Source organism: Streptomyces sp. NPDC051217 (assembly GCF_044455465.1).
Lineage (GTDB): Bacteria > Actinomycetota > Actinomycetes > Streptomycetales > Streptomycetaceae > Streptomyces.
Genome location: NZ_JBITEV010000001.1, coordinates 388,606 through 412,118 on the forward strand (window position 1 = coordinate 388,606; position 23,513 = coordinate 412,118).

Sequence of the window (23,513 nt, forward strand, 5' to 3'; positions counted from 1 at the left end):
GGTGGCCCCACCCCGCGCGTCGGTCACCGCCCGTGCCGAACAGGGCATCACCGACGAGGACTTGCGCTCACTCGCCGAGCGGGTGCGGGCCGAGTCCGGCGGCTCGGCCACCTACCGGCGGCTGATCGTCACCGAGGACCACGAGGAGCTGGCCGACGTCCTCGTCGCGCCCCAGCACCCCCTCTGGGCACGGGAGATGGCCGCCTTCCGGCTCGGCTGTGCGGGGGACCGGCGGGCGTTCGAGACGCTGGTCCTGCTGCTCAACCACCGCGACCCCGAACGCTGCGTCTCGGCCTCCCGCGCGCTGGCCCGGCTGGCCGACCCCCGTACACCACGCGCCGCCGCCGCGCTCGCCACGAACGTGCTGCGCACCGCGTACGCGCTCCACCCGGTGCGGCTGCTCACCGAGCTACGGGCACCGGAGTCCGTACCTGCCCTGCTCACGACCCTGGAGCGGCTGCTCGCGCCGGACGAGACGCACTGGCGGGTGGCACTGGCGTGTGTCGAGGGTCTGGGGCAGCTGGGCGACAGACGCGCGCTGCCCCTGCTCCGGGCCGCCCGTGCGCACCCCCGGCTGTCCGGCGCCGCGTTCGAGGCGCTCAGCCGGCTCGGGTGAGGGAGCGCGCGTAACGCACCTCGGGCACATCGACGCCGCCGGCCTCGAACGGCTCCTCGGCGCCGTCGGGTGTGAATCCAGCCTTTTCGTAGAAGCGCCGGGCCCGGCCGTTCTCCTTCAGGACCCAGAGGAGGAGTGGGGAGCTGCCTTCGGCGGTGGCGTGCTCCAGCCAGGTGTCCATCAGTGCGCGGCCGACGCCGGTGGAGACGTGCTCCGGGCGTACGTACAGCGCGTACAGCTCCTCGGCGGCGGAGGGCGCGTCCTCGTCCCGGCACGGCCCGAAGCAGGCCCATCCGACCACGGCGCCGTCACGCTCCGCCACGACGTTCACGACCGTGCCGTCCCCGTCGGCGAGCCGGCCGCGCCGCCGGGCCGCGTCCTCCCCGACGCTCAGCGCGTCGAGGTACGCCTGCGGCATCAACCCGGCGTACGCCCACCGCCAGCCGCCGATCCGCACGGTGGCGACGGCCTCGCAGTCGTCGAGGGTCATCGCACGTATGCCGGGGGTCGTCGCACGTACAGGGAGGTCCATGGCGGTCAGGCGTCCTCGCCGACGATCGCGAACGCCTCGATCTCGACGAGCAGTTCGGGCCGGAACAGCGCGGCCACCTGGACGGCGGAGCTGGCCGGGGGCCGCTCGGTGTCGATCACCTCGTCGCGCGCGACGCGTACGGCGGGCAGATGCGCGACGTCGGTCACGAGGTACGTCAGCTTGACGACGTCACCGAAGGTGGCGCCGGCCTCGGCGAGACAGCGCCGCGGATTCTCGAACACCTGCCGTGCCTGCGCACCGGCGTCACCGGCCCCGACGATCTCGCCTCCGGCGTCGAAGGCACACTGCCCGGACACGGCGACAAACCGCCCGGTGCCCCGGACGACGTGGCTGTAACCGGTGCCGGGGGCGACGCCGGCGGGGGAGTGCGCATGGGTGAGTCGGCTCATGGGCCCATCCTCGCGGACGCGCCCGCCGTGGGACGAGGGCTTTTCCGCGGCGGGGCGCCCGGCCACGAGCGGTGGCCGGGCCTCGACCCCGGCGGGTCTTCTTCCCGTCCCCGCGGCGCGCCGGGTCGGTGTCTCCGGGCCCGCCCGGTCGGCGGTTCGTCCGGCCCACGAGCCGCGCCACCCGGCGAACGCCCCGGGCAACGGCGCGCACCGCGCTACTCCGCCGCGACAGCCGCCGACAGCAGGCGGTGCGTCTCGGCGTCGAACGCCATCAGCCTGATCCGTTCGACATCCGTCCGCGTGGACCTGAGCGTGTCCACCGCGATCCGGGCCGCCCGGTCCGGTGGGAAACCGAAGATGCCCGTGGAGATCGCCGGGAACGCGACGCTCCTGTCGCCCAGTTCGTCCGCCACCTCCAGACAGCGGCGGTAGCAGGAGGCCAGGACGTCCTCCTCACCCCGGTCGCCGCCCTTCCAGACCGGGCCCACCGTATGGATCACATGGCGGATCGGCGGCGGCAGGTCGAAGCCGGGTGTCGCCTTCGCGTCGCCACGGGCGCACGGCGCGATCGCCGCGCCCGCCTCCGCGAGCCGTGGGCCCGCCGCCCAGTGGATCGCCCCGTCCACACCACCTCCGCCGCGCAGCGACTCGTTCGCCGCGTTGACGATGGCTTCCGCGTCCTGGCGCGTGATGTCGCCCTGAACGACCTCGATCACTGTCATTCCCGGATGATCGCACCGGCGCCCCCGTGGCGCCGGGATTACATCAGCGTCAGCTGCGTCGGCCCCGGTTCCGGCGCCACCTCCGGTGTCTCCGGGACCAGGACGCGCCGCCGCGCCGCCCGGCCCGCCGGGCCGATGCCGAACTCGTCGGCCAGTTCGTGGACCTGGCGCGTGATGCGGCGCTGGTACCACTTCGGCGCGTACGCCCCCTCCGCGTACAGCCGCTCGTAGCGCGGCACCAGATACGCGTGGTGCTCCCGCAGCCACTGCATGAACCACTCGCGCGCGCCCGGCCGCAGATGCAGCACCAGTGGGGTCACCGACGTCGCCCCGGACGCGGCTATCGCCCGCACCGTGGCGCGGAGCTGGTCCGCGCTGTCGCCGAGGAAGGGGATGACGGGGGCCATCAGGACCCCGCACCCTATGCCGTTGTCCGTCAGTGTGCGCACGGCGTCGAGGCGGCGCTCCGGCGAGGGCGTGCCCGGCTCGACCGTGCGCCACAGCCGCTGGTCGGTGAAGCCGACGGAGACGGACACGCCGACGTCCGTGACCTCGGCGGCCTGCCGCAGCAGTTCGAGGTCGCGCAGGATCAGCGTGCCCTTCGTCAGGATGGAGAAGGGGTTCGCGCGGTCGCGCAGCGCCGAGATGATGCCCGGCATCAGCCGGTAGCGGCCCTCCGCCCGCTGGTAGCAGTCGACGTTCGTGCCCATCGCGATGTGCGCGCCCTGCCAGCGGCGCGAGGCGAGCTGGCGGCGCAGCAGCTCCGGCGCGTTGATCTTGACGACGATCTGCGAGTCGAAACCGATGCCGGTGTCGAGGTCCAGATAGCTGTGGGTCTTGCGGGCGAAGCAGTACACGCACGCGTGTGAGCATCCCCGGTACGGATTGACCGTCCATTCGAAGGGCATCCGGGACGCGCCCGGTACCCGGTTCACGATCGAACGGGCGCGGATCTCGTGGAAGGTGATGCCGCGGAATTCGGGGGTGTCGAAGGTCCTGGTGGTCACCGCGTCCGTACCGAAGAGCGCCGCGTCGCGGGCCGACGTGGGGTTCTCGGTCAGATTGTCCCAGCGCATGTGCGCCTCCTCAGTTGTACTGACCACAGAATAGAACACGTGTTCCCATGATCGATGCAACCCCGGATTTGGGCGCGCCTCGTGGAGATGGTTGGCTGGCCGTCCGGAGAAACGAATGCTGGAGGAAGCCATGGCGCAGGTCGAGGCCACGACGGAGCGGATCATCGCGGCGGACCCGGAGACGGTGTTCGACGCGCTGGCGGACTACCAGGAGATCCGTCCGAAGGTGCTGCCCGCGCACTTCAGTGAGTACGAGGTCCGCGAGGGCGGCGACGGCGAGGGGACGCTCGTCCACTGGAAGCTCCGGGCGACCAAGAAGCGCGTCCGCGACTGTCTCCTCGAAGTCACCGAGCCCACGGACGGCCAGCTCGTGGAGAAGGACCGCAACTCCTCGATGGTCACCACCTGGGTCGTCACCCCGGCCGGCGAGGGCCGTTCCAAGGCCGTCGTCACCACCGTCTGGGACGGCGCGGGCGGCATCGGCGGTTTCTTCGAGAGGACGTTCGCGCCCAAGGGGCTCGCCCGTATCTACGACGAGCTGCTCGAAAAGCTCGCGGCCGAGACGGAGAAGGCGTCCGAGGCGTCCTGAGCCTCACGCCCGCCGGCCCGTCAAGTCCCTTGAGTCCACGGCGGTCCTGACGTCAGGAGACACCGGCCCCGGGGTCACCGATTCGAGTGGATTTCCCCGCGACGCGTGACGTGCGCCCGCGCATCACGCGTCGCGGGAAAGCCGCTGATGAGCGCCCCCGGGGGCCCCTCGCAACCAACTGCCGCCATGCGCCGTACGGCCTTCGGTGAACCGCCCGACTTGCTCCCGCTCTGCGTGCAATGTGAAGAATTACGCCGCGCAGACGCGACGAAGGGGAGCAATTCGTGGGTGGCATCACGCTGGTGAAGGACGACGAGCAGGCCGTGCCCACTCCGGCCACGGTCGACCCGCCCCCACCCGCCACCGGCGCCGCCACCCCGGGCGATGAACTCTCCCCGCGCCGGGTGCGCCTGGTCTTCATCGGGCTGATGCTCGCGCTGCTGCTCGCGGCGCTGGAGCAGATGATCGTCGCCACCGCCCTGCCGAAGATCGTCGGGGAACTCCAGGGCCTCGACCGGATGCCCTGGGCGATCACCGCGTATCTGCTGACCTCCACGATCGGCCTGCCGATCTACGGCAAGCTCGGCGATCTCTTCGGCCGCAAGGGCGTCTTCCAGTTCGCCATCGTCGTCTTCGTCGTCGGATCGGCCCTGGCCGGCTGGTCCCGCACGATGAACGAACTCATCGCCTTCCGCGCCCTCCAGGGCGTCGGCGCCGGCGGACTCATGATCGGCGTCCAGGCGATCATCGCCGACATCGTGCCGCCCCGTGAACGCGGCCGCTACATGGGCCTCATCGGCGGCGCCTTCGGCCTCGCCTCGGTCGCCGGACCGCTGCTCGGCGGCTTCTTCACCGACCATGTCTCCTGGCGCTGGTGCTTCTACTTCAACGTGCCGTTCGGCCTTGTCACCCTCGCCGTCGTCAGCGTCGTACTCAAACTCCCCAAGCACCGAGGCAAGGCGCGGCTCGACATCATGGGCGCCGTGCTGCTCGCCGCCGCGTCGACCTGCCTGGTGCTGCTGACCAGTTGGGGCGGTACGGAGTACGAGTGGGGCTCACGCGTCATCGTCGGACTCGCCGCCGGCTCCGTCGTGACGGCCGTCCTGTTCCTGGTCGTCGAACGCTTCGCGCCCGAACCGATCATCCCCCTGCGGCTGTTCCGCGACTCGATCTTCAACATCACCGGTCTCGTCGGCGCGGTCATCGGCGTCGCGCTCTTCGGTGCCGCCAGCTATCTGCCGACCTTCCTCCAGATGGTCGACGGCGCCTCGGCCACCGAGTCCGGCCTGCTGATGCTCCCGATGATGGGCGGCATCGTCGCCGCCTCCGTCATCTCCGGACAGCTCATCAGCAAGACGGGCCGCTACCGGATCTACCCCATCCTCGGCGCCGCGATCTCCGCCGTCGGCATGTGGCTGCTGTCCCGTCTGGAGACGGACACCTCCCGGCTCGAATACAGCCTCTGGCAGGCGGTACTCGGCATCGGCATCGGCCTGGTCATGCCGGTGCTGATCCTGGCCGTGCAGAACTCCGTGCAGCCCTCCGACCTCGGCACCGCCACCAGCGCCAACAACTATTTCCGGCAGATCGGCGGCAGTGTCGGCGCCGCCATCTTCGGCACGCTCTTCGCCGACCGGCTCGCCGACGCGCTCGTCGACCGCATCCCGTCCGGGGCCGGACTGCCGAGCGCGGAATCCATCACGCCGCAGATGGTGCACGCGATGCCGCCCGCGCTGCGGGACAGCTACATCCAGGCGTACGCGGACGCGATGCCGCGCATCTTCCTCTACCTCGTGCCGGTGCTCCTGCTCGGCCTGCTCATCGCCTGCTTCCTCAAGGAGAAACCGCTGGTGTCCTACAACGCATCCGCCGCCGAGTCCACCGCCGTTCCGTCCGCCCGCAGCGCCCCGTCGGCGTCCGCCTCCTCGAACGGCGCCGCCCCGTCGCACACCTACACACCGGGCGTGGCCGTCTGCGGCACCGTCCAGCACCACGACGGCAGCACGGTCCCGCGCGCCGCCCTCACCCTCATCGACGTACAGGGCACCCAGATCGGGCGCGGGGCAAGCGGCGAGGACGGGCGGTACGCGCTGAGCGTGCCCGGCGCCGGTTCGTACGTGATGATCGCCGCCGCCGGCGGGCACCAGCCGCAGGCCGTCACCGTGACCGTGGGCGAGCGCCCCGTCGAGCTGGACGTGGTCCTCGGCGGCGCCGGACGGCTCGCCGGCGCCGTACTGACCGCCGACGGCACGCCCGTACGCGACGCTGCCGTCACCCTCACCGACGTACGCGGTGACGTCGTCGCCTCCACCCGCAGCGGGCGCGAAGGCGGCTACGTCATCTCGGAGTTGGTGGCGGGGGAGTACACCCTCGCGGCCAGCGCCCCCGCCTTCCGCCCCGCCGCGCTCCTCGTCAGCGTCCAGGCCTCGCGTGAGACCAGACAGGACATCGAGCTGGCCGGCGGGGCGGTGCTGCGCGGCACCGTACGGGCGGGCGGGGGACGTCCGGTCGAGGACGCCCGTGTCACGCTGCTCGACGCGGCGGGCAATGTCGTCGACACTCTCACGACGGGCGCGGACGGCACGTTCCGTTTCGTCGACCTGTCCTCCGGCGAGTACACGGTCATCGCCGCCGGGTATCCGCCGGTGGCCACGGTGCTGCGGATGGCGGGCGGCGGACGCACCGAGCGGGACCTGCAACTGGGCCACGAGGACTGAGCCGCCTACTGACTGAATTTCAGTCAACTTTCCCCAGTGCGCGGGCGCACGACCTATTAGTTCATTGCCCCGCGCACTGCGTGTTCGGAGCCGTACCGTGGGTGCACAGCCGCAGATCCCGGCGGCGGGGAAGGAGCCTTCCACCCATGGACAGTGGCACTCCGCCGCTCCGGTCACGGCCGCAGCACGCCGTGGCCGGCCGGATTCCGCTCGCCGTGGTCGTCGTGGACGCCGACGGCCTCGTATCGCACTGGTCGAGCGGCGCACGGCGGCTTTTCGGCCATTCCAAGGAAGACGCGGTCGGGCAGCCCGCGGGCGATCTCATGCCGGTCGCCGGGGCGCTCACCGAGGACCGGACCGGGCTGGTCAACGGCGCGTACGAGGCGTACGACGTGTACGACGAGCTGGGTCCCGACCTGCACGGCCGCAGCTCCTATCCGACCGCCGGCCGGGCGAAACTCTCCGATGTGGGACGCCCCCGGCTCGACGTGCTGTGGTGGGCCTATCCGCTGGCGGGGCCGGGACCCGGCCGTCATCTCGTACTCGCCGCGGACGTCGACCAGCTCCGTATCGACACCGGCGCCGACAGCGAGCGGATCGCGCCCAGCTTCTCGCTGCACACCGAATTCCCCGACTCCGAGTCGCTGGCCGGCCAACTCCCGCACATCCTGCCGAACATGAGCGTCGCGGACTCGGAGCGCATCGTCGCCCAGGTCCTCGAACTCGGCTATCCCGTCCTGGAGTTCAGCCGCCACGACCGGGTCCCGGTCACCCCCGACTGGGGTGTGCCGCGCCGCGCGGCCGTACGGCGGGGCCGTCCGTACGGTACGGCGGACCGCGACGGGACGGGCGCCGACCGGGCGCCCCACCCCGACCACACAGGCCACGTGGGCCACGCGGTGCCCGTCCCCGAACTCGACCTCGAATACGCGGCAGTCCGCGAACGCCTGGAGTTCCTGAACGAGGTCAGCGGCCTGATCGGCTCCTCCCTCGACCTGGCGCGCACCATCCGCGAGGTCACCAGCGCCGCCGTCCCCCGCTTCACCGACTTCGCGGGCACCCATCTGCGGGCCGCCGTCCTCGCCGGTGAGGGTTTCCCCATCGGCCCGCCCGACGTGACCACCATCTGGCACCGCGTCTGGGTCGAGCACAACGACGAACCGGGCCGCTGGGACGACACGGTGCCGGTCGGCGAGGCCATCGCCTTCCCCGAACACACCCCGTTCTTCCAGTGCATGATCACCGGCGAGCCCGTCCTCATCCCCCGGCTCGACGAGGCGGACGGTGACCGGATCTCCGCGCAGTTCGAGAAGCGTGACCTGCGCCCGCTCATCAACAACCGCTCCATGCTGCTCGTGCCGCTCAAGGCGCGCGACGTGGTGCTGGGCTTCATGGTGCTGATGCGGCGTCAGGAGCGGCATCCCTTCGACGACATGGACCGCACCACCGGTGCCGAGCTGGCCGCGAGGGCCGGTCTGGTCCTGGACAACGCCAGGATGTACACGTATCAGGAGAATGTCGCCGACACCCTCCAGGACAGCATGCTGCCGCAGGTCGCTAGCCGGATGGCGGGCTGCGACATCGCCACCCGCTATCTGCCCGGTGCCCGGCTCGGCAGGATCGGCGGCGACTGGTTCGACTCCGTCAAACTGCCCGGCTCACGTACCGCGTTGATCGTGGGCGACGTCATGGGCCACGGCCTCAACTCGGCGGCGATGATGGGCCAGTTGCGTACGGCCGTGCAGACGATGGCGACCATGGAGATGCCGCCCGCCCAACTGCTCCGCAATCTCGACGACTTGGCCCAGCGTCTGGGTGAGAACTATCTCGCCACGTGTCTGTACGCGGTCTACGACCCCATCCGCTCCGAGCTCCAGATCGCCAACGCCGGACATATCCCGCCCGTCGTGGTCCGCGCCGCCGACGGCCGCAGCGAACTGCTCGACCTGCCGACCGGCGCCCCCATCGGCGTCGGCGGAGTGCCGTTCGAGACCGCGACGGTCCGGGTCGGCCCCGGCGACCGGCTGGTGCTCTGCACCGACGGACTCGTCGAGGTGCGCGGCCAGGACATCGGCGCCGGCCTCGCGGCGCTCTGCGAGTCGGCCGCGCATCCCGCGGCCTCCATGGACCAGGCCTGCGACACCATCATCCGCGCGCTCAACACCCACGGCGGACGCAAGGACGACGTGGCGCTGCTGATGGCCAGGCTGAACGGCATCCCGGACGGCGACGTCGCCGAGTGGCAGCTCGCCCTCGACCCGCGCGAGGTCGCGCGGGCCCGGCGGCTGGTGCGCGGCAAGCTGTACGACTGGAATCTGCCGGGGGCCGTGGAGAGCGCGGAGCTGATGGTCAGCGAGCTGGTCACCAACGCCGTACGGCACTCCCGTATCCGCCATGTCGGGCTCCGGCTGGTCCGTACGGACGCCCTGCTCTGTGAGGTCACCGACGACGAACCGGCCCCGGCGAGCCTGCTGGGCGCGACGCCCGACGACCAGTTCGGCCGGGGTCTGCGGGTCGTGAGCCGGCTGGCCCGTGGCTGGGGGAGCAGCAGCTCCCCGCACGGCAAAACGGTGTGGTTCGAACAGGCTCTGGCGGGAAAGGGTTCGCGAGTGGCGCGGATCTGACGCGTCGTCAATTCGCCCTAGACGGGCGTGAGATGAGGAGGTCCCATGGGCGTGTCACAGCGTTACCTGGATTCGTGGGAGAGCTACTGGCGCGAGACCTCCGACGCGCCGGGCGAGGCGATCTGGGACTCCGCCCCCTCCCTCACCGCCGTACCGCACTGCGACATACTCCTGCCGCACGCCGACCCGGCCCTGCCCGTCGTCGACCTCGGCTGCGGCAACGGCACCCAGACCCGACATCTCGCCACCCGCTTCGCCCGCGCGGTGGGCGTGGACCTCTCGCACGCGGCGATCGAGCACGCGCGCCGTGCCGACACCGAGAAGGTGGCCGAGTTCGAGCAGCTCAGTCTCGTGGACCGGGAAGCGGTCCGGGCGCTGTCGGAGCGGGTCGGCGACACGAACGTCTATATGCGCGCCGTCATCCACCAGAGCGAACCGCAGGACCGGCCCGTCGTCGCGGGAGCGGTCGCCACGCTGCTCGGGACGCGCGGCAGGGCGTTCGTCGTGGAGCTGACCTCGGCGTCCAAGGCGGTGCTCCAGCGGGCCTCCCAGGACCCCGGCGGACCGCCCGCGAAGCTGCGACGGGTCTTCGACCACGGTCTGAAGCCGGCCGGGGCCTCCGACGAGGAGGTGCCCAGGCTGCTGACCGAGGCGGGCCTGCGGATCGTCGACAGCGGGGACACCACGCTTCCCCAGACGGAGTATCTGGCCGACGGCACCAGGATCGACCTCCCCGCCCGCTGGTTCGTCCTGGCCCCCGCCTGACAGCCCCCGGGCCGGGGTGGTCGTCGGGTCCGGCGGCGCGTACGGTTTCGCTGCATGAAGATCCTCATCAGCGCCGACATGGAAGGTGCCACCGGTGTGACCTGGCCGGCCGACGTCCTGCCGGGGACGCCGCAGTGGGAGCGCTGCCGCGCCCTGTTCACCTCGGACGTGAACGCCGCCGTCCTCGGCTTCCTGGACGGCGGCGCCGACGAGGTGCTCATCAACGAGGCGCACTGGACCATGCGCAACCTGCTGCTCGAAGAGCTGGACGAGCGCGCCCAGATGCTCACCGGCCGTCATAAGCCGCTGAGCATGGTCGAGGGCGTCCAGCACGGCGACGTCGACGCGATCGCCTTCGTCGGCTACCACACGGGCGCGGGCACCGAAGGCGTCCTCGCGCACACCTATCTCGCCAATTCCATCACCGGTGTCTGGCTGAACGGCGCCCGCGCGAGCGAGGGCCTGCTCAACGCCCATGTCGTCGCCGAGTACGGCGTCCCCGTGGTCCTCGTCACCGGCGACGACCTGACCTGCCGGGACGCCGACGGTTACGCGGCGGGCGCCCGCAAGGTCGCCGTCAAGGACCATGTCTCGCGGTACGCCGCGGTCTGCCGCACCCCCGCGCGTACCGCCGCCGACATCCGCGCGGCGGCCAAGGAGGCCACCGCCCTGGCCGTACGGTACGAACCGGTCGCCGGCGGCCCGTTCACCGTCGAGCTGGAGTTCGACGCCGAGCATCTGGCCGCCGCCGCCACGGTCGTCCCCGGAGTGGTACCCGCCGGCGAACGGCGCGTCGCATACACGAGCGGGACGATGTACGAGGGCATTCGCACCTTCAAGGCGGTCACCACGATCGTCTCGGCCGCGGTGGAGGAGCAGTATGGCTGACATGACGCCCGAGAACGCGAGTACGGAGCGAGCAGAGCCGATCGACATGGTGGCGCTGGACGAGGTGGTGTCGTTCACCTCGGACCTCATCCGTATCGACACCACCAACCGGGGCAACGGCGACTGCGAGGAACGACCCGCCGCCGAGTACGTCGCCGAGCGGCTGGCCGCCGCCGGACTGGAGCCCACGCTCCTCGAACGGACCCCCGGCCGCACCAACGTGGTCGCGCGCATCCCCGGCACCGACCCGACGGCCGACGCGCTCCTGGTCCACGGCCATCTGGACGTCGTACCCGCCGAGCCCGCCGACTGGTCCGTGCACCCCTTCTCCGGCGAGGTCAGGGACGGCGTCGTGTGGGGGCGCGGGGCCGTCGACATGAAGAACATGGACGCGATGGTGCTCGCCGTCGTCCGCGCCTGGGCCCGCGCCGGGGTCCGGCCGCGCCGGGACATCGTGATCGCGTACACCGCCGACGAGGAGGCGAGCGCGATCGACGGCTCCGGCTTCCTCGCCGACCACCACCCGGAGCTCTTCGAGGGCTGTACGGAGGGCATCAGCGAGTCCGGGGCCTTCACCTTCCACGCCGGGCCCGGCATGACGCTCTACCCCGTCGGGGCGGGCGAGCGCGGCACCGCCTGGCTCAAGCTCACCGCGCACGGCAGGGCGGGCCACGGCTCCAAGGTCAACCGCGCCAACGCGGTCAGCAGGCTCGCCGCGGCCGTCGCCCGTATCGGCCACCACGAATGGCCGCTCAGGCTCACCCCGACCGTCCGCGCCGCGCTGAGGGAACTGGCCGCGCTCCACGGATTCGACGTCGACGTCGAATCCGAGCACTTCGACCCCGACGCCCTGCTCGCCAAGCTCGGCCCCGCCGCGGACCTGGTCGCGTCGACCGTGCGCAACAGCGCCAACCCGACGGTCCTGGAAGCCGGTTACAAGGTCAATGTGATCCCCGGTCAGGCCGTCGCCTTCGTGGACGGACGGATGCTGCCGGGCGGCGAGGACGAATTCCGCACCACCATGGACGAGTTGACCGGACCCGACGTGGACTGGGAGTTCCACCACCGCGAAGTGGCCCTCCAGGCGCCGGTCGGCTCACCGACGTACGCCAAACTCCGCGCGGCCGTCGAGCGGTTCGACCCGGCCGGGCACGTCGTGCCGTACTGCATGTCCGGCGGCACCGACGCCAAGCAGTTCTCCCGGCTCGGTATCACCGGCTACGGCTTCTCGCCGTTGAAGCTGCCCGTCGGCTTCGACTACCAGGCCCTCTTCCACGGCGTGGACGAACGGGTCCCGGTGGACGCCCTGCACTTCGGCGTCCGCGTTCTCGACCACTATCTCCAGACCGCTTAGGGGAGTTGGGCATGCCGCAGATCGCGCCGTACGGATCATGGCCGTCACCGATCGACGCCGCGCTGGCCGCCTCGCACGACGGGCGGCCGGAGTACGTCGGCACGGTCGGCGACGAGGTGTGGTGGACCGAGCCGCGGCCCACGGAGGAAGGCCGGCGCGTACTCGTACGCCGCCGGTCCGACGGCCGCGAGGAATCGGTCCTGCCCGCCCCCTGGAACGTCCGCACCAGGGTCATCGAGTACGGCGGCAGGCCCTGGGACGGGGCTGTACGGGCCGACGGCTCCACCCTCGTCGTCTTCGCGCACTTCCCGGACCAGCGGCTGTACGCCTACGAGCCGGACGGCGACGGGCCCCCGCGCCCGCTCACCCCCGCCCCCGCACGGGACGGCCGGGGGACCGGCACCCTTCGCTGGGCCGATCCGCAGCTGCGCCTCGACAGCGGCGAAGTCTGGTGCGTACTGGAGGAGTTCACCGGCGAGTCGCCCACCGACGTACGCCGCGTCGTCGCCTCCGTACCCCTGGACGGCTCGGCCGCCGAAGACCGCACCGCCCTGACCGAACTCTCCGACGGCCGGCACCGTTTCGTCACCGGACCCCGGGTGTCACCCGACGGCCGGCACGTCGCCTGGATCGGCTGGGACCACCCCCGGATGCCCTGGGACGGCACGGAGTTGCTGCTCGCGGACACCGCCGGGACGGGCGCCTTCACCGGGGTCCGCACCGTCGCCGGAGGACCGGAGGAAGCCGTCGTACAGGCCGACTGGGCGGCCGACGGCTCCCTCCTGTACGTCTCCGACCCCGGCGACTGGTGGCAGCTGAACCGGCTGCGGCCCGACGCGTCGGCGCCGGCCGGCGTCACCGCGCCCAACCGGCTGAGCCCGGCCGTGGACGAGGAGTTCGGCGGACCGCTGTGGAAGATCGGCCTCCAGTGGTTCCGGCCGATGCCCGACGGCATGATCGCCGTCGTCCACGGCAAGGGCGCCACCGCGCTCGGCATCCTCGACCCCGAGACCGGTCAACTCGCGGACGCCGCCGGGCCCTGGACCGAATGGGCCGCCACCCTCGCAGTCCGGGGCACCCGGGTGATCGGCGTCGGCGCCGGCCCGCGCAGCGCGTACGAGATCGTGGAGCTGGACACCGCCACTGGGCGGGCCCGCGTCATCGGCTCGGCGCACGACGACCCGGTCGATCCCGTGTACTACCCCGAACCGCGGATCCGCACGTTCACCGGCCCGGAAGACCGTGAGATCCACGCCCACATCTACCCGCCGCACAGCCCAGGCCACAGCGCGCCCGGCGAGGAACTGCCGCCATATGTCGTATGGGCGCACGGCGGGCCCACCAGCCACGCACCGCTCGTACTCGACCTGGAGATCGCCTACTTCACCTCACGCGGCATCGGCGTGGCCGAGGTCAACTACGGCGGCTCCACCGGCTACGGACGCGCCTACCGCGAACGGCTGCGTGAACAGTGGGGTGTTGTCGACGTCGAGGACTGCGCGGCCGTCGCCCGCGCCCTCGCCGACGAGGGCACCGCCGACCCCGCGCGGCTCGCGATCCGGGGCGGCAGCGCGGGCGGCTGGACCAGTGCCGCCTCGCTCACCTCCACCGACGTCTACGCGTGCGGCACCGTCATCTACCCGATCCTCGACCTGTCGAGCTGGGTCTCCGACGGGACGCACGACTTCGAGTCGCGGTATCTGGAGTCGCTCGTCGGCCCGTTCGCCGAGGTACCGGGCCGCTACCGCGAACGCTCGCCGATCAACCATGTCGACCGGATCACCGCCCCGTTCCTGCTGCTCCAGGGGCTGGACGACGTGATCTGTCCGCCGGTCCAGTGCGAACGGTTCCTCGCCCAACTGGCGGGGCGCGGCATCCCGCACGCGTACCTCACGTTCGAGGGGGAGGGCCACGGCTTCCGCAGGGCGGACACGATGGTCCGCGCGCTGGAGGCCGAACTGTCCCTGTACGCTCAGACGTTCGGGATCAGCCGTCCCGACGTCCCGGTGCTGGAGCTGGGGAAATGACACCCGCGACCGGCCCCGTGCCGGCCTCCGCGCCCCTGGGCCCCTTGGTACGTCCGCCCAGGCTGCGGCCCGGCGCGAAGGTCGCCGTCGTCGCTCCCAGCGGCCCGGTGCCCGCCGACCGCCTCGAAGCGGGCCTGGACATCGTGCGCGGCTGGGGCCTCGACCCCGTCGTGGCGCCCCATGTCCTGGACCTGCACCGGGAGTTGGACTACCTCGCCGGGTCGGACGAGGCACGCGCCCGCGACCTCCAGGACGCCTGGTGCGACCCGACGGTCTCCGCCGTCCTGTGCGCCCGAGGCGGCTACGGCGTCCAGCGCATGGTCGACCTGCTCGACTGGGACGCCATGCGCGCGGCGGCCCCCAAGGTCTTCGTCGGCTACAGCGACATCACCGCGCTGCACGAGGCGTTCGCCGCCCGCGCGGGGGTCTCCACCCTGCACGGTCCGATGGTCGCCGCCCTGACGTTCCTCAAGGACCCCGCCACCCAGGAGTCGCTGCGCGCGACGCTCCTCGAACCGGAGGCGGTCCGGACCATCGGCCTGGACACGGCGGGCGCCCTCGTCCCCGGCCGGGCCCACGGCGTCACCCTCGGCGGCTGCGTCAGCCTGCTCGCCGCCGACCTCGGCACCCCGCTCGCGCGCCCGTCCGCCGCCGGCGGGCTGCTGCTGATCGAGGACGTCGAGGAGGAGCCGTACCGGATGGACCGGATCCTCACCCAACTCCTGCGCTCCGGATGGCTGGACGGGGTCGCCGGGGTCGCGCTCGGCTCCTGGGCGGGCTGCGGCCCGTACGAGGCCGTCAGGACCCTGATGCTCGACCGGCTCGGCGGGCTCGGCGTCCCCGTGGCCGAGGAACTGGGCTTCGGCCACGGCCCGACGAATCTGACGGTGCCGCTGGGCGTCCCGGCGGTCCTGGACGCGTCCGCCGACACCACCACGCTCACGCTGGACGTACCGGCTCTGAGCTAGGCCGTGTCTGACAAATCCCGCCTGGCGCGATGCCCGACACCGCCTCCTCCGCAGGCGAGGGGCCACGTACGCGCGTACGCCCGTACCGGTACGAGGACGCCCGCGAGTTCGCGGCGCTCGCCCGCGACAGCAGGGAACCGCACCGCCCTGGCTCTTCCCCCCCCCAGACCCCCGAGGCGTACCGCGACTACGCGAACAGCGTCATCGAGGACCCCACCAAGGCCGGTTTCTTCCGCCACGAGGGCTTCTCGCCCGGCTTCCTGCGGATCGACGGGGCCTGGCGCGACCACGAACGCTGGGCGATCACCGCGGACATGATCCGCGACGAGGCGTCCGGAGGGCTCAGCGCCCCTTCCGGTTGATCTTCATCGTGTCCATGTCCGTCACGGTCGACCGCAGCTCCCCGAATCCGGCACCGATACCCCCGCCGAACGCCCGCAGCGCCGCCTCCGCCCGTTCCTCGGCGAGCGCCCCGGCCATCTCCTCGCCGTCGGCGGCGTCGGAGACGATCTCGAAGCGGTACGAGAAGTGCTTGAGCGACCTGTCGTAGGTGAGCGATCCCTCGGGCGTGAACCGCATCTGGCTGAGCCCGTGGTCGGCGAGCTCGTCCAGCAACCGCGCACGCGCCTCGTCCATCAGCTGCTCGAAGGTCCCGCGGACGATCACCCGATAGGTGTGCTGCGTGGTCATGGACGTGCCGCCTTCTTCCCGAAGATCCTCGTTGAAGAAGGAGCGTACGACGCCGAGGATGGTCCCCATGCGGAATATCGTGGTGATCGACGCCCCCTCCAACCTCGGCCTGCGCCCACCGGCCCCCGGAACCGTCCCCGGCTGCTACAAGCTCGCCGGAGCGATGCGTGAGCAGCGGATCGTGCAGCGGCTCGGCGCGTTCGAAGGCGGGGTCGTCGTCCCGCCCCGCTACGACCGGGGCGACTGGAAGGAAGGCGACGGTGTCTTCAACGCCGCCGCCATCGCCGCGTACACCCGCCGCCTCGCCGACCGGATCGAGGGGCATGTGCGGGCCGGTGACTTCCCGCTCGTCCTCGGCGGCGACTGCTCCATCCAGCTCGGCGCCTCGCTCGCGCTGCGGCGGCTCGGGCGTTACGGCATCGCGGCGATCGACGGCTCCGCCGACTTCCGGCACCCCAGGAACTCGACGTCCGTCGGCGCGGCGGGCGGCGAGGAGCTGGCCATCGCCACCGGGCGCGGGCAGAGCGACCTCACCGACATCGAGGGGCTGCGCCCGTACGTCCGCGACGAAGACGTACGGCTCTTCGGCATCCGCGACGACGACGAGGACCGCGAGGAACTGGCCCGGCTGCGGATCCCCACCGTGTCCGTGGGGGAGTTCCGCGAGTGGGGCGCCGCCGATCTCGCGGGCGCCGTGCTCCAGACGCTGGAGGTGCCCGTCACCGACGGCTTCTGGGTGCATCTGGACGCGGACGTGCTCGACCCGGAGGTGATGCCGGCCGTCGACAGCCCCGACCCCGGGGGACTGCTCCCCGACGAACTCCGGTCACTGCTCACGGTTCTGGTCCGCTCGGACCGTTGCGCCGGGCTCAACCTGACGATCTACGACCCCGATCTCGACCCCGACGGCACCGCCGGAGCACTGCTCGCGGACATCGTTGTGGCGGCCCTCACCCAAGACTGATCCCAAGAGGCTCTGTTCGGCACGCACTCGACCGTGTTCCATGGTCAACGGGTGCGCGCCGGCCAACCCGGCCGTCGGCGGCCCCAGCGAGCGAAGCGAGGTTTGCCTGTGGCCACGAGCGTGCGACGTGCCGTACTGACCCTGCCTGCCGCCCCCTTGGGGCCGGAGAACCCCCTGCCCGCGCTTCGGCCGCTCGACGAGACGCACTCCGTCGACGAACGCGCCAAGCGGGACCTGCCCCGCGACATGGCGCGGCAGATCGGGTACGAGCCCCTGCGCACCCTGCTCCCGGTCCGGATCCTCGACGGCTACGGACGCGACCGTGTGAGCACCGGCCTCGACGTGATCGTCATCGAGAACGACCGGCTGCGGGCCACCGTTCTGCCGGGGCTCGGCGGACGTATCCACTCCCTGCACCACAAGCCCACCGACCGGGAACTGCTCTACCGCAACCCGGTGTTCCAGCCCGCCGACTTCGCGCTCAACGGCGCCTGGTTCTCCGGCGGCATCGAGTGGAACATCGGCGCCACCGGTCACACCACGCTCTCCTGCGCGCCCGTGCACGCCGCGCTCGTCCCCGCCCCCGACGGCGGCGAGATGGTCCGGCTCTGGGAGTGGGAGCCGCTGCGCGGCCTGCCGTTCCAGGTCGACCTCTGGCTGCCCGACGACTCCGACTTCCTCCATGTCGGCGTACGGATACGCAATCCGCACCAGGGTCCGGCGCCCGTCTACTGGTGGTCCAACATCGCCGTTCCCGAGGACGAGCACACGCGCGTCCTCGCACCCGCCGAAGAGGCCTGGCACTTCGGGTACGAACGGAGCCTGCGCCGGGTCCCGGTGCCCGAGTACGACGGCGCCGACCGTACGTACCCGCTGCGCGGCCAGTACCCGGCGGACTACTTCTACGAAGTCCCGCGCGAGGCCCGGAAGTGGATCACCTCGCTCGACGCGGACGGCCACGGACTCGTCCAGACCTCCACGGACACCCTGAGCGGGCGCAAGCTCTTCATCTGGGGAGCCGGGCGCGGCGGCCGGCGGTGGCAGCAGTGGCTCACGGAGCCGGGCACCCCCGGTTACGCCGAGATCCAGGCCGGGCTCGCCCGTACCCAGCTCGAACACGTCAAGCTCGACGGTCACGACGACTTCAGCTGGCTGGAGTCGTACGGCCCGCTCGAAGCCGACGCCGCCACCGTGCACGGCGCCGACTGGGCGGCGGCCCGCGCGGAGGTCGACACCCGGCTCGAACAGGTCCTGCCGCGCGCGGATGTCGACGCCGCGTACGAGGCCTGGCTGCCGTACGCGGACAACGAGCCCGGCGAACGGCTCGCCACCGGCTCGGGCTGGGGCGCGCTCGAAGTCCTGCGCGGCACGATGCGTGGCGGATACCAACTGCCCGGCACGCCGTTCGACGAGTCCATGCTCGGCGAGCAACAGGCGCCGTGGGTCGAGCTGTACACCCAGGGTACGTTCCCGAAAGCGCGGAAGGCCGAGCCGCCGGGGCCGACGCTCGTCGCGCCGCACTGGCGCGACATGCTGGAGACGGCGCCCGCCGAGCCTCTGACGGAGTATCACCTCGGCGTCACCCAGTGGCACGCGGGCGATCTCGCCCAAGCCGTACGGAGCTGGGAACGCGGCCTCAAACTGGCCACGTCCCGCTGGCCGTTGCTGCGCTGCCTGGCCGTCGCGGACCGGGAGGGCGGCAACCCGGAGCGGGCCGCCGATCTGTACCTGGAGGCGTTCGACGACCTCTGCCGCGAGCGCGGGGAGGAGACCGGGGAGACCGAGGACGCCACCGAGTCCTGGACGGCGGCCACGGTGGCACTGGCCCGCGAGGCTATCGCCGCGCTGCTCGCCGCCGACCGCGAGCGGGACGCGCGCCGGATCTGGGACCGGCTCCCGGCCGGCATCCGGGAGCGCGGGGCCTTCCGGCTCATCGAGGCCCAACTGCTGCTCGCCGAGGGCGAGAAGACCGCCGCACGCGCGGTGTTCGACGCGGGCTTCGAGGTGGCGGACCTGCGGGAGGGCGCGGAGACGCTGAACGAGGTATGGGCGTCCCTGACGGACGACCCGCTGCCGGAGGCGTACGACTACCGGATGCGGCCGGGGGACTGACCGGGGCCTCGCGCCGGGTCCGCCGGCCTCACCGGACGAGCCGCACCCGCGGCTCGTCCGGGGCACGCGCCCCTGGGCCGTGGGTGACACGTCCCGCCTGGCGCGCGCCCGCCGAGGAGCGGCTGATGACTTGTCGGCACGCACGCTCGCGGAGTTGTCGGAGTTGTCGGAGTCGGCCGAGTACGCCCAGTACGAGGCCGATCCGCCGCTTGCGATCGCACGCACCGAGGGCGGGGGCGCGCCCGTTCCGTGTGCCGGACGGCGCCGTGTGCCGGACACGGCCTGGCCGTCAGCCGCCCCGGACCGGGTTGCGGTCCACGTACTCGAAGACCGAGCCGTCCGGGTGGACGGCGATCAGATTGCGGCCGGCCGGGGTGGGGACCGGGCCCGCGAGGACCTGGGCACCGACGCCCGTGAGCGCGGCGAACGCCTCGTCCACGTCCTTGACGGCGATCGTCGCGGTGACCTTGCGCAGCACCTCGATCTCCTCCGCGGGACCGCTCATCAACAGGAAGCAACTCACGGCGGCGACGGAGACCCCGCCGCGCTCGAAACGGAGCGCGGGGCTACCGGTCAGCCGTTCGTAGAAGGCGACCGAGGTCTCCAGGTCGTCGACGCAGATGCGCAGCGTGGTTCCCAGGATTTCCATACGGATGAGGGTAGCGAAGCACCGATCTCCGCGACCATGAACCCGGGACCTGTCTTCGAAGTCCCGGGGCGGCCAACCCTCAGACCCGGCACAGGATTTCACCGTGCGGGACCATGAACCACGCGTCGGGCTCCTCGCCCCACGCGCGCCACGCCTCCGCGATCCCGGCGAGCCGTGCCTCGTCCGCGTGGCCGCCGCGTACGGCCAGTTCCGCGTAGAGCGACGCGGTCGTCCGCTCCGCCCACAGACCGCTCCACCACGCGCGCTCCTCCGGGGTGGCGAAGCACCACGCGCCCGCCGTGGACGTGATGTCCGTGAAGCCCGCCCGGAGGGCCCAGGAGCGGAGCCTGCGGCCCGCGTCGGGCTCGCCGCCGTTGGCGCGGGCCACCCGCCGGTACAGCTCCTGCCAGCCGTCCAGCGCCGGCGACGACGGGTACCAGGTGAACGCGCCGTAGTCGCTGTCGCGTGCCGCGACGGTGCCTCCGGACCTGCACACCCGGCGCATCTCGCGCAGCGCCTGTACGGGGTCCCCGACGTGCTGGAGCACCTGGTGGGCGTGGACCACGTCGAAGGAGTCGTCGGGGAAGTCCAGCGCGTGGACGTCGGCGACCGCGAAACGGACGTTGTCCAGGCCGCGCGCCGCGACCGCCTCCCCGGCCCGCTCCAGTACGTCCGCCGCCGAGTCCACCGCGGTCACCGTGCCGGGCGCCACCAGGGCGGCCAGGTCGGCGGTGATGGTGCCGGGACCGCAGCCCACGTCCAACACCTCCAGCCCGGAGCGGAGTTCGGGCAGGAGATACGCCGCCGAGTTCGCCGCCGTGCGCCAGCGGTGCGAACGCAGGACCGACTCGTGGTGGCCGTGGGTGTAGACGGCGGTCTCTCTCGGCATGACCGGGCTCCCTCTCGTGAAGTGATCCCGTCACGGTACGCCGCGATGTCGGAATATGAGACCTGCGTCTCGCTATGTGGTCGTGAGCTCATGTGAGGGTCGTTCGCCGCCACTCCTCGCGGGTGAGCGCGTACTCCACATCCCCCTGCTCCGAGCCCTCGATGACCTCCGGCCACTCCTCGACGTAGGTGCGGACGAAGATCAGCCCGGCCTTCTCCATGACCCGCCGGGAAGCCGTGTTGACCGTCATCGTGTTCGCCGTGACCCGCTCGGTGCCCAGCTCGGTGAAGGCCTTGCGCACGAGCGCGCGGGCGCCCTCCGTGGCGTACCCCCGGCCCCACACGGCCCGGTGCAGCCGGTACCCCAGCTCCACCACCTCCCAGCCGGCGTCGTTCAGCGGCCGTAGCTCGAACCAGCCCAGCCACTCGCCGGTGGACCGCTCCTCCGCCGCCCAGAAGCCGCGCCCGAGCAGCCGGGGCAGGGCCTCTGCCCGGAAGGTCCCGGGCGCCGCGGGCACGCCGCCGTCGATGAAGCGCTTCACGCCGGGGTCGTTGTCCAGCGCGAGGAGCCGGTCGAGGTCGTCCTCGACGCAGTCACGCAGCCGCAGCCGCGGGGTTTCGATGAAGGGGGCGGGTACGGATTCCATGCGTACGAGCTTCGGCCGGGAGGCCCGCACCGCGCCACCGAAATCTCCCACGCCCGGCCGCCCGGCCGCCCGCCTCCGGCGACGGTCACTGGAACGCGCGCGGCCGGTAGACCGTCAGAGCCTCGTTCGCCTTGTCGATCGTCAACTCGACCGGCGACTCGGCCACTTCGCCGTCGAAGGCCAGCGGCGTACCGGGCGCGATACCCGTGATCCGCAGCCGCCGCATCCGCTCCGCCGCGTGCACCGGCGAGCGGCTCAGCGGCCCGGCCGCCGCCGCGGCCAGCAGCCGCAGACTGGGGAAGCTCCCGCCGTGCACGACACGGACGTCCAGCAGTCCGTCCGCCAGATCGAGGCGGTGGCCCGGGGTGAACCCGAAGCGCTGGTAGATGCCGTTCCCGGCGAACAGCATCCACAGCGACCGGTGCCTGCCGTCGAACTCCGCCTGGAGCTGGTGCTGGCCGCGCAGCACCTTCGACGCCGCCACCACCCCGGCGGGCCAGCCGCCGATCCGTGGCGCCCAGTGCTCCCGGACCCGCACCAGCTCCGGATAGACGCCCAGGCTGAAGGTGTTGAGGAAGTGACCGCTCGTCCCGTCGGGCCCGGTGAAGCGCCCGAGGTCGACGCGGACGGCGTCACCCGCCGCCATCGCGCGGCAGGTGTCCTGCGGATTCTCGATCCCGAGGTCGTACGCGAAGTGGTTCAGCGTGCCGCCCGGGAACACCGCCAGCGGCAACCGGTGCCGGGCGGCGACCACCGCGGCCCGGTTGACCGTGCCGTCACCGCCGACCACACCGAGCGCGACACAGTGCTCCGCCGCCTTCTCCAGCTCCGTGTTCACCTCCTCCGGCTCGCACTCCACGAACTCCGCGAGCGGCAGCGAATCACGCAGCGCGCCCGCGGTGTCCGACGAGCCCGCCGCGCGGTTGACGACGATCACCATGCCGTCACCTTCCGGAAGCTCCGGCGCCTGCGCGTGCGGCCGTCCCGGCGAGGGCAGCTGGGAGCGGGTCGGCACGATGCCGCGTACCGCGTACGCCGCCCCCACCCCCAGCGCGGCGCCCACCAGCACATCGCTCGGGAAGTGCACGCCCGTGTAGACGCGGGACGCCGCGACGGAGAACGCGACCGGGGCCACCAGAGCCCCCCAGCCCTTCGACTCCAGGGCGACACCCGTGGCGAAGGCGGCGGCCGACGCCGCGTGCCCGGACGGGAAGGAGGTGGTGATCGGCTGCCGCTTCAGCTGCCTGATCATCGGAACCGCGTCCAGGACCGGCCGCCGGCGGCGTACCGACCGCTTGCCCACGGTGTTGATCGTGGCCGAGGCCACGGCGAGGGAGGCCACGCCCCGCAGGGCGGCGCGCCGAGAGCGCTGATCGCGCCCGAGGAGAGCGATTCCGGCGGCGGCGCCGAACCAGAGGAGACCGTGGTTGGCGGAGCGGCTGAGGCGGGGCAGCACCGGTCCGGCGCCCGGCCAGTGCCGGTTCGCCGCCGACCGGAAGATCCGCTGGTCCCAGCCCGTGAGCAGCGCGGCGACCCGGGCCCGGGTGCCGGGATCGGCCGGGGTACGGCCCGCGTAGATGTCAGACATGGAACGCGAGTACCCCGTACTCCGTGACCCCAAGCAGGGGCCGGAGCCGGCCGTGGACCGGCCGGACTCGCGTACGGCCGGTCGGCCGGGGAAAGTGGGAGACATGGATGATCCACTGCTGGACCGGCACGACGAGGCGCTCGACCTGTTCACGGACCGGGTGCACGCCGTCCGCGCGGACCAGTGGGGCGCGCCGACGCCCTGCGCCTCGTGGTCCGTATGCGACCTGGTCAATCACCTCACGTCCGAGCAGCTCTGGGTGCCCCCGCTGGTGAGCGAGGGCCGGACCATGGCGGACGTGGGGGACGCCTTCGACGGCGATGTGCTCGGTGACGACCCGGTCGCCGCCTGGGACCGCGCGGCGGGGGGCGCACGCGCCGCGTTCGCCGGGCGGGGCGCGTCGGAGCGCCTGGTCGAGCTCTCCTACGGGGCGACCCGGGCCGAGGCCTACTGCTCGCAGATGGTGCTCGACGCCGTGGTCCACACCTGGGACCTGTCGCGCGGGATCGGCGTGAACGAGCGGCTGCCCGGGCCGCTGGTCGACTTCGCGCTGGAGGAGGTCGGGCCGTACGCGGACAGCCTGTCGGCGAGCGGCATGTTCGACGCCCCGCTGGCACCGCCACCGGGCGCCGACGCCCAGACGCGGCTGCTGGCGATGCTGGGCCGCGGGGTCTAGCGGCGGGGTCC

At 72.2% G+C, this 23,513-nt stretch carries 22 protein-coding genes; 13 read left to right on the forward strand and 9 right to left on the reverse strand.

Going from position 1 to position 23,513, the window contains the following annotated elements; all coding sequences use genetic code 11:
* Positions 1 to 46 precede the first annotated feature (46 nt).
* Positions 47 to 616 (forward strand): HEAT repeat domain-containing protein, encoded by a 570-nt coding sequence (locus ACIBBB_RS01895; RefSeq protein WP_398978771.1) that lies wholly within the window; start codon positions 47 to 49, stop codon positions 614 to 616.
* On the opposite strand, the gene ACIBBB_RS01900 is transcribed toward ACIBBB_RS01895, so the two are convergent.
* From ACIBBB_RS01900 to ACIBBB_RS01915, 4 genes are all read right to left on the reverse strand, one after another.
* A complete protein-coding gene (locus ACIBBB_RS01900; protein WP_398977686.1) occupies positions 600 to 1,148 on the reverse strand; it encodes a GNAT family N-acetyltransferase in 549 nt (182 codons plus the stop codon). The two genes, ACIBBB_RS01895 and ACIBBB_RS01900, sit on opposite strands and share 17 nt — an antisense overlap.
* A 5-nt stretch (positions 1,149 to 1,153) precedes the next feature.
* Entirely contained in the window at positions 1,154 to 1,558 is a 405-nt protein-coding gene (locus tag ACIBBB_RS01905) for a RidA family protein (protein WP_398977688.1), read from the reverse strand.
* Between the two features lie 215 nt (positions 1,559 to 1,773).
* Positions 1,774 to 2,280, reverse strand: a complete 507-nt coding sequence (locus ACIBBB_RS01910) for an O-acetyl-ADP-ribose deacetylase (RefSeq protein ID WP_398977690.1) — start codon at positions 2,278 to 2,280, stop codon at positions 1,774 to 1,776.
* Positions 2,281 to 2,318: 38 nt separating this feature from the next.
* The gene (locus ACIBBB_RS01915) at positions 2,319 to 3,356 is read right to left on the reverse strand and encodes an Rv2578c family radical SAM protein (protein ID WP_398977692.1); all 1,038 of its coding nucleotides are present in this window, start codon (positions 3,354 to 3,356) and stop codon (positions 2,319 to 2,321) included.
* Positions 3,357 to 3,486: 130 nt separating this feature from the next.
* On the opposite strand from ACIBBB_RS01915, the gene ACIBBB_RS01920 reads away from it, so the two are divergent.
* The 9 genes from ACIBBB_RS01920 to ACIBBB_RS01960 all read left to right on the forward strand — a co-directional run bounded on the left by ACIBBB_RS01920 (position 3,487) and on the right by ACIBBB_RS01960 (position 15,650).
* Entirely contained in the window at positions 3,487 to 3,945 is a 459-nt protein-coding gene (locus tag ACIBBB_RS01920) for an SRPBCC family protein (RefSeq protein WP_398978773.1), read from the forward strand.
* A 284-nt stretch (positions 3,946 to 4,229) separates the two neighbouring features.
* The gene (locus tag ACIBBB_RS01925; RefSeq protein WP_398977694.1) at positions 4,230 to 6,662 is read left to right on the forward strand and encodes an MFS transporter; all 2,433 of its coding nucleotides are present in this window, start codon (positions 4,230 to 4,232) and stop codon (positions 6,660 to 6,662) included.
* A 146-nt stretch (positions 6,663 to 6,808) separates the two neighbouring features.
* A complete protein-coding gene (locus ACIBBB_RS01930; protein ID WP_398977696.1) occupies positions 6,809 to 9,286 on the forward strand; it encodes a SpoIIE family protein phosphatase in 2,478 nt (825 codons plus the stop codon).
* 45 nt (positions 9,287 to 9,331) lie between these two features.
* Complete coding sequence (locus ACIBBB_RS01935; protein WP_398977698.1) at positions 9,332 to 10,051, forward strand: class I SAM-dependent methyltransferase; 720 nt, start codon at positions 9,332 to 9,334, stop codon at positions 10,049 to 10,051.
* A gap of 54 nt (positions 10,052 to 10,105) precedes the next feature.
* Positions 10,106 to 10,939 (forward strand): M55 family metallopeptidase, encoded by an 834-nt coding sequence (locus ACIBBB_RS01940; protein ID WP_398977700.1) that lies wholly within the window; start codon positions 10,106 to 10,108, stop codon positions 10,937 to 10,939.
* A gap of 1 nt (position 10,940) precedes the next feature.
* The gene (locus ACIBBB_RS01945; protein ID WP_398978775.1) at positions 10,941 to 12,293 is read left to right on the forward strand and encodes a M20/M25/M40 family metallo-hydrolase; all 1,353 of its coding nucleotides are present in this window, start codon (positions 10,941 to 10,943) and stop codon (positions 12,291 to 12,293) included.
* Positions 12,294 to 12,304: 11 nt separating this feature from the next.
* Positions 12,305 to 14,320, forward strand: coding sequence for a prolyl oligopeptidase family serine peptidase (locus ACIBBB_RS01950; protein WP_398977702.1), 2,016 nt, complete (start codon positions 12,305 to 12,307; stop codon positions 14,318 to 14,320).
* On the forward strand, positions 14,317 to 15,288 hold the full coding sequence (locus ACIBBB_RS01955; protein WP_398977704.1) for an LD-carboxypeptidase: 972 nt from the start codon (positions 14,317 to 14,319) through the stop codon (positions 15,286 to 15,288). The genes ACIBBB_RS01950 and ACIBBB_RS01955 overlap by 4 nt, the downstream gene beginning before the upstream one ends.
* Before the next feature lie 29 nt (positions 15,289 to 15,317).
* Positions 15,318 to 15,650, forward strand: coding sequence for a hypothetical protein (locus ACIBBB_RS01960; protein ID WP_398977706.1), 333 nt, complete (start codon positions 15,318 to 15,320; stop codon positions 15,648 to 15,650).
* On the opposite strand, the gene ACIBBB_RS01965 is transcribed toward ACIBBB_RS01960, so the two are convergent.
* The gene (locus ACIBBB_RS01965) at positions 15,631 to 15,978 is read right to left on the reverse strand and encodes a DUF6204 family protein (RefSeq protein WP_398978777.1); all 348 of its coding nucleotides are present in this window, start codon (positions 15,976 to 15,978) and stop codon (positions 15,631 to 15,633) included. The genes ACIBBB_RS01960 and ACIBBB_RS01965 overlap by 20 nt on opposite strands.
* Before the next feature lie 67 nt (positions 15,979 to 16,045).
* Here ACIBBB_RS01965 and ACIBBB_RS01970 point away from each other — a divergent pair, with 67 nt between their 5' ends.
* Entirely contained in the window at positions 16,046 to 16,942 is an 897-nt protein-coding gene (locus ACIBBB_RS01970) for an arginase family protein (protein WP_398977708.1), read from the forward strand.
* A 108-nt stretch (positions 16,943 to 17,050) separates the two neighbouring features.
* Positions 17,051 to 19,054, forward strand: coding sequence for a DUF5107 domain-containing protein (locus ACIBBB_RS01975; RefSeq protein WP_398977710.1), 2,004 nt, complete (start codon positions 17,051 to 17,053; stop codon positions 19,052 to 19,054).
* A 289-nt stretch (positions 19,055 to 19,343) separates the two neighbouring features.
* Here ACIBBB_RS01975 and ACIBBB_RS01980 read toward each other — a convergent pair whose 3' ends face one another.
* The 4 genes from ACIBBB_RS01980 to ACIBBB_RS01995 form a co-directional block, all read right to left on the reverse strand.
* A complete protein-coding gene (locus ACIBBB_RS01980; RefSeq protein ID WP_189109647.1) occupies positions 19,344 to 19,703 on the reverse strand; it encodes a VOC family protein in 360 nt (119 codons plus the stop codon).
* A gap of 79 nt (positions 19,704 to 19,782) precedes the next feature.
* Positions 19,783 to 20,592, reverse strand: a complete 810-nt coding sequence (locus ACIBBB_RS01985; RefSeq protein WP_398977713.1) for a methyltransferase domain-containing protein — start codon at positions 20,590 to 20,592, stop codon at positions 19,783 to 19,785.
* An 88-nt stretch (positions 20,593 to 20,680) separates the two neighbouring features.
* Positions 20,681 to 21,238: a GNAT family N-acetyltransferase gene (locus ACIBBB_RS01990; protein ID WP_398977715.1), complete on the reverse strand. Its 558-nt coding sequence runs from the start codon at positions 21,236 to 21,238 to the stop codon at positions 20,681 to 20,683.
* 85 nt (positions 21,239 to 21,323) lie between these two features.
* Positions 21,324 to 22,826 (reverse strand): bifunctional phosphatase PAP2/diacylglycerol kinase family protein, encoded by a 1,503-nt coding sequence (locus tag ACIBBB_RS01995; protein ID WP_398977717.1) that lies wholly within the window; start codon positions 22,824 to 22,826, stop codon positions 21,324 to 21,326.
* A 103-nt stretch (positions 22,827 to 22,929) separates the two neighbouring features.
* Here ACIBBB_RS01995 and ACIBBB_RS02000 point away from each other — a divergent pair, with 103 nt between their 5' ends.
* On the forward strand, positions 22,930 to 23,502 hold the full coding sequence (locus tag ACIBBB_RS02000; RefSeq protein WP_398977719.1) for a TIGR03086 family metal-binding protein: 573 nt from the start codon (positions 22,930 to 22,932) through the stop codon (positions 23,500 to 23,502).
* Positions 23,503 to 23,513: the final 11 nt, after the last annotated feature.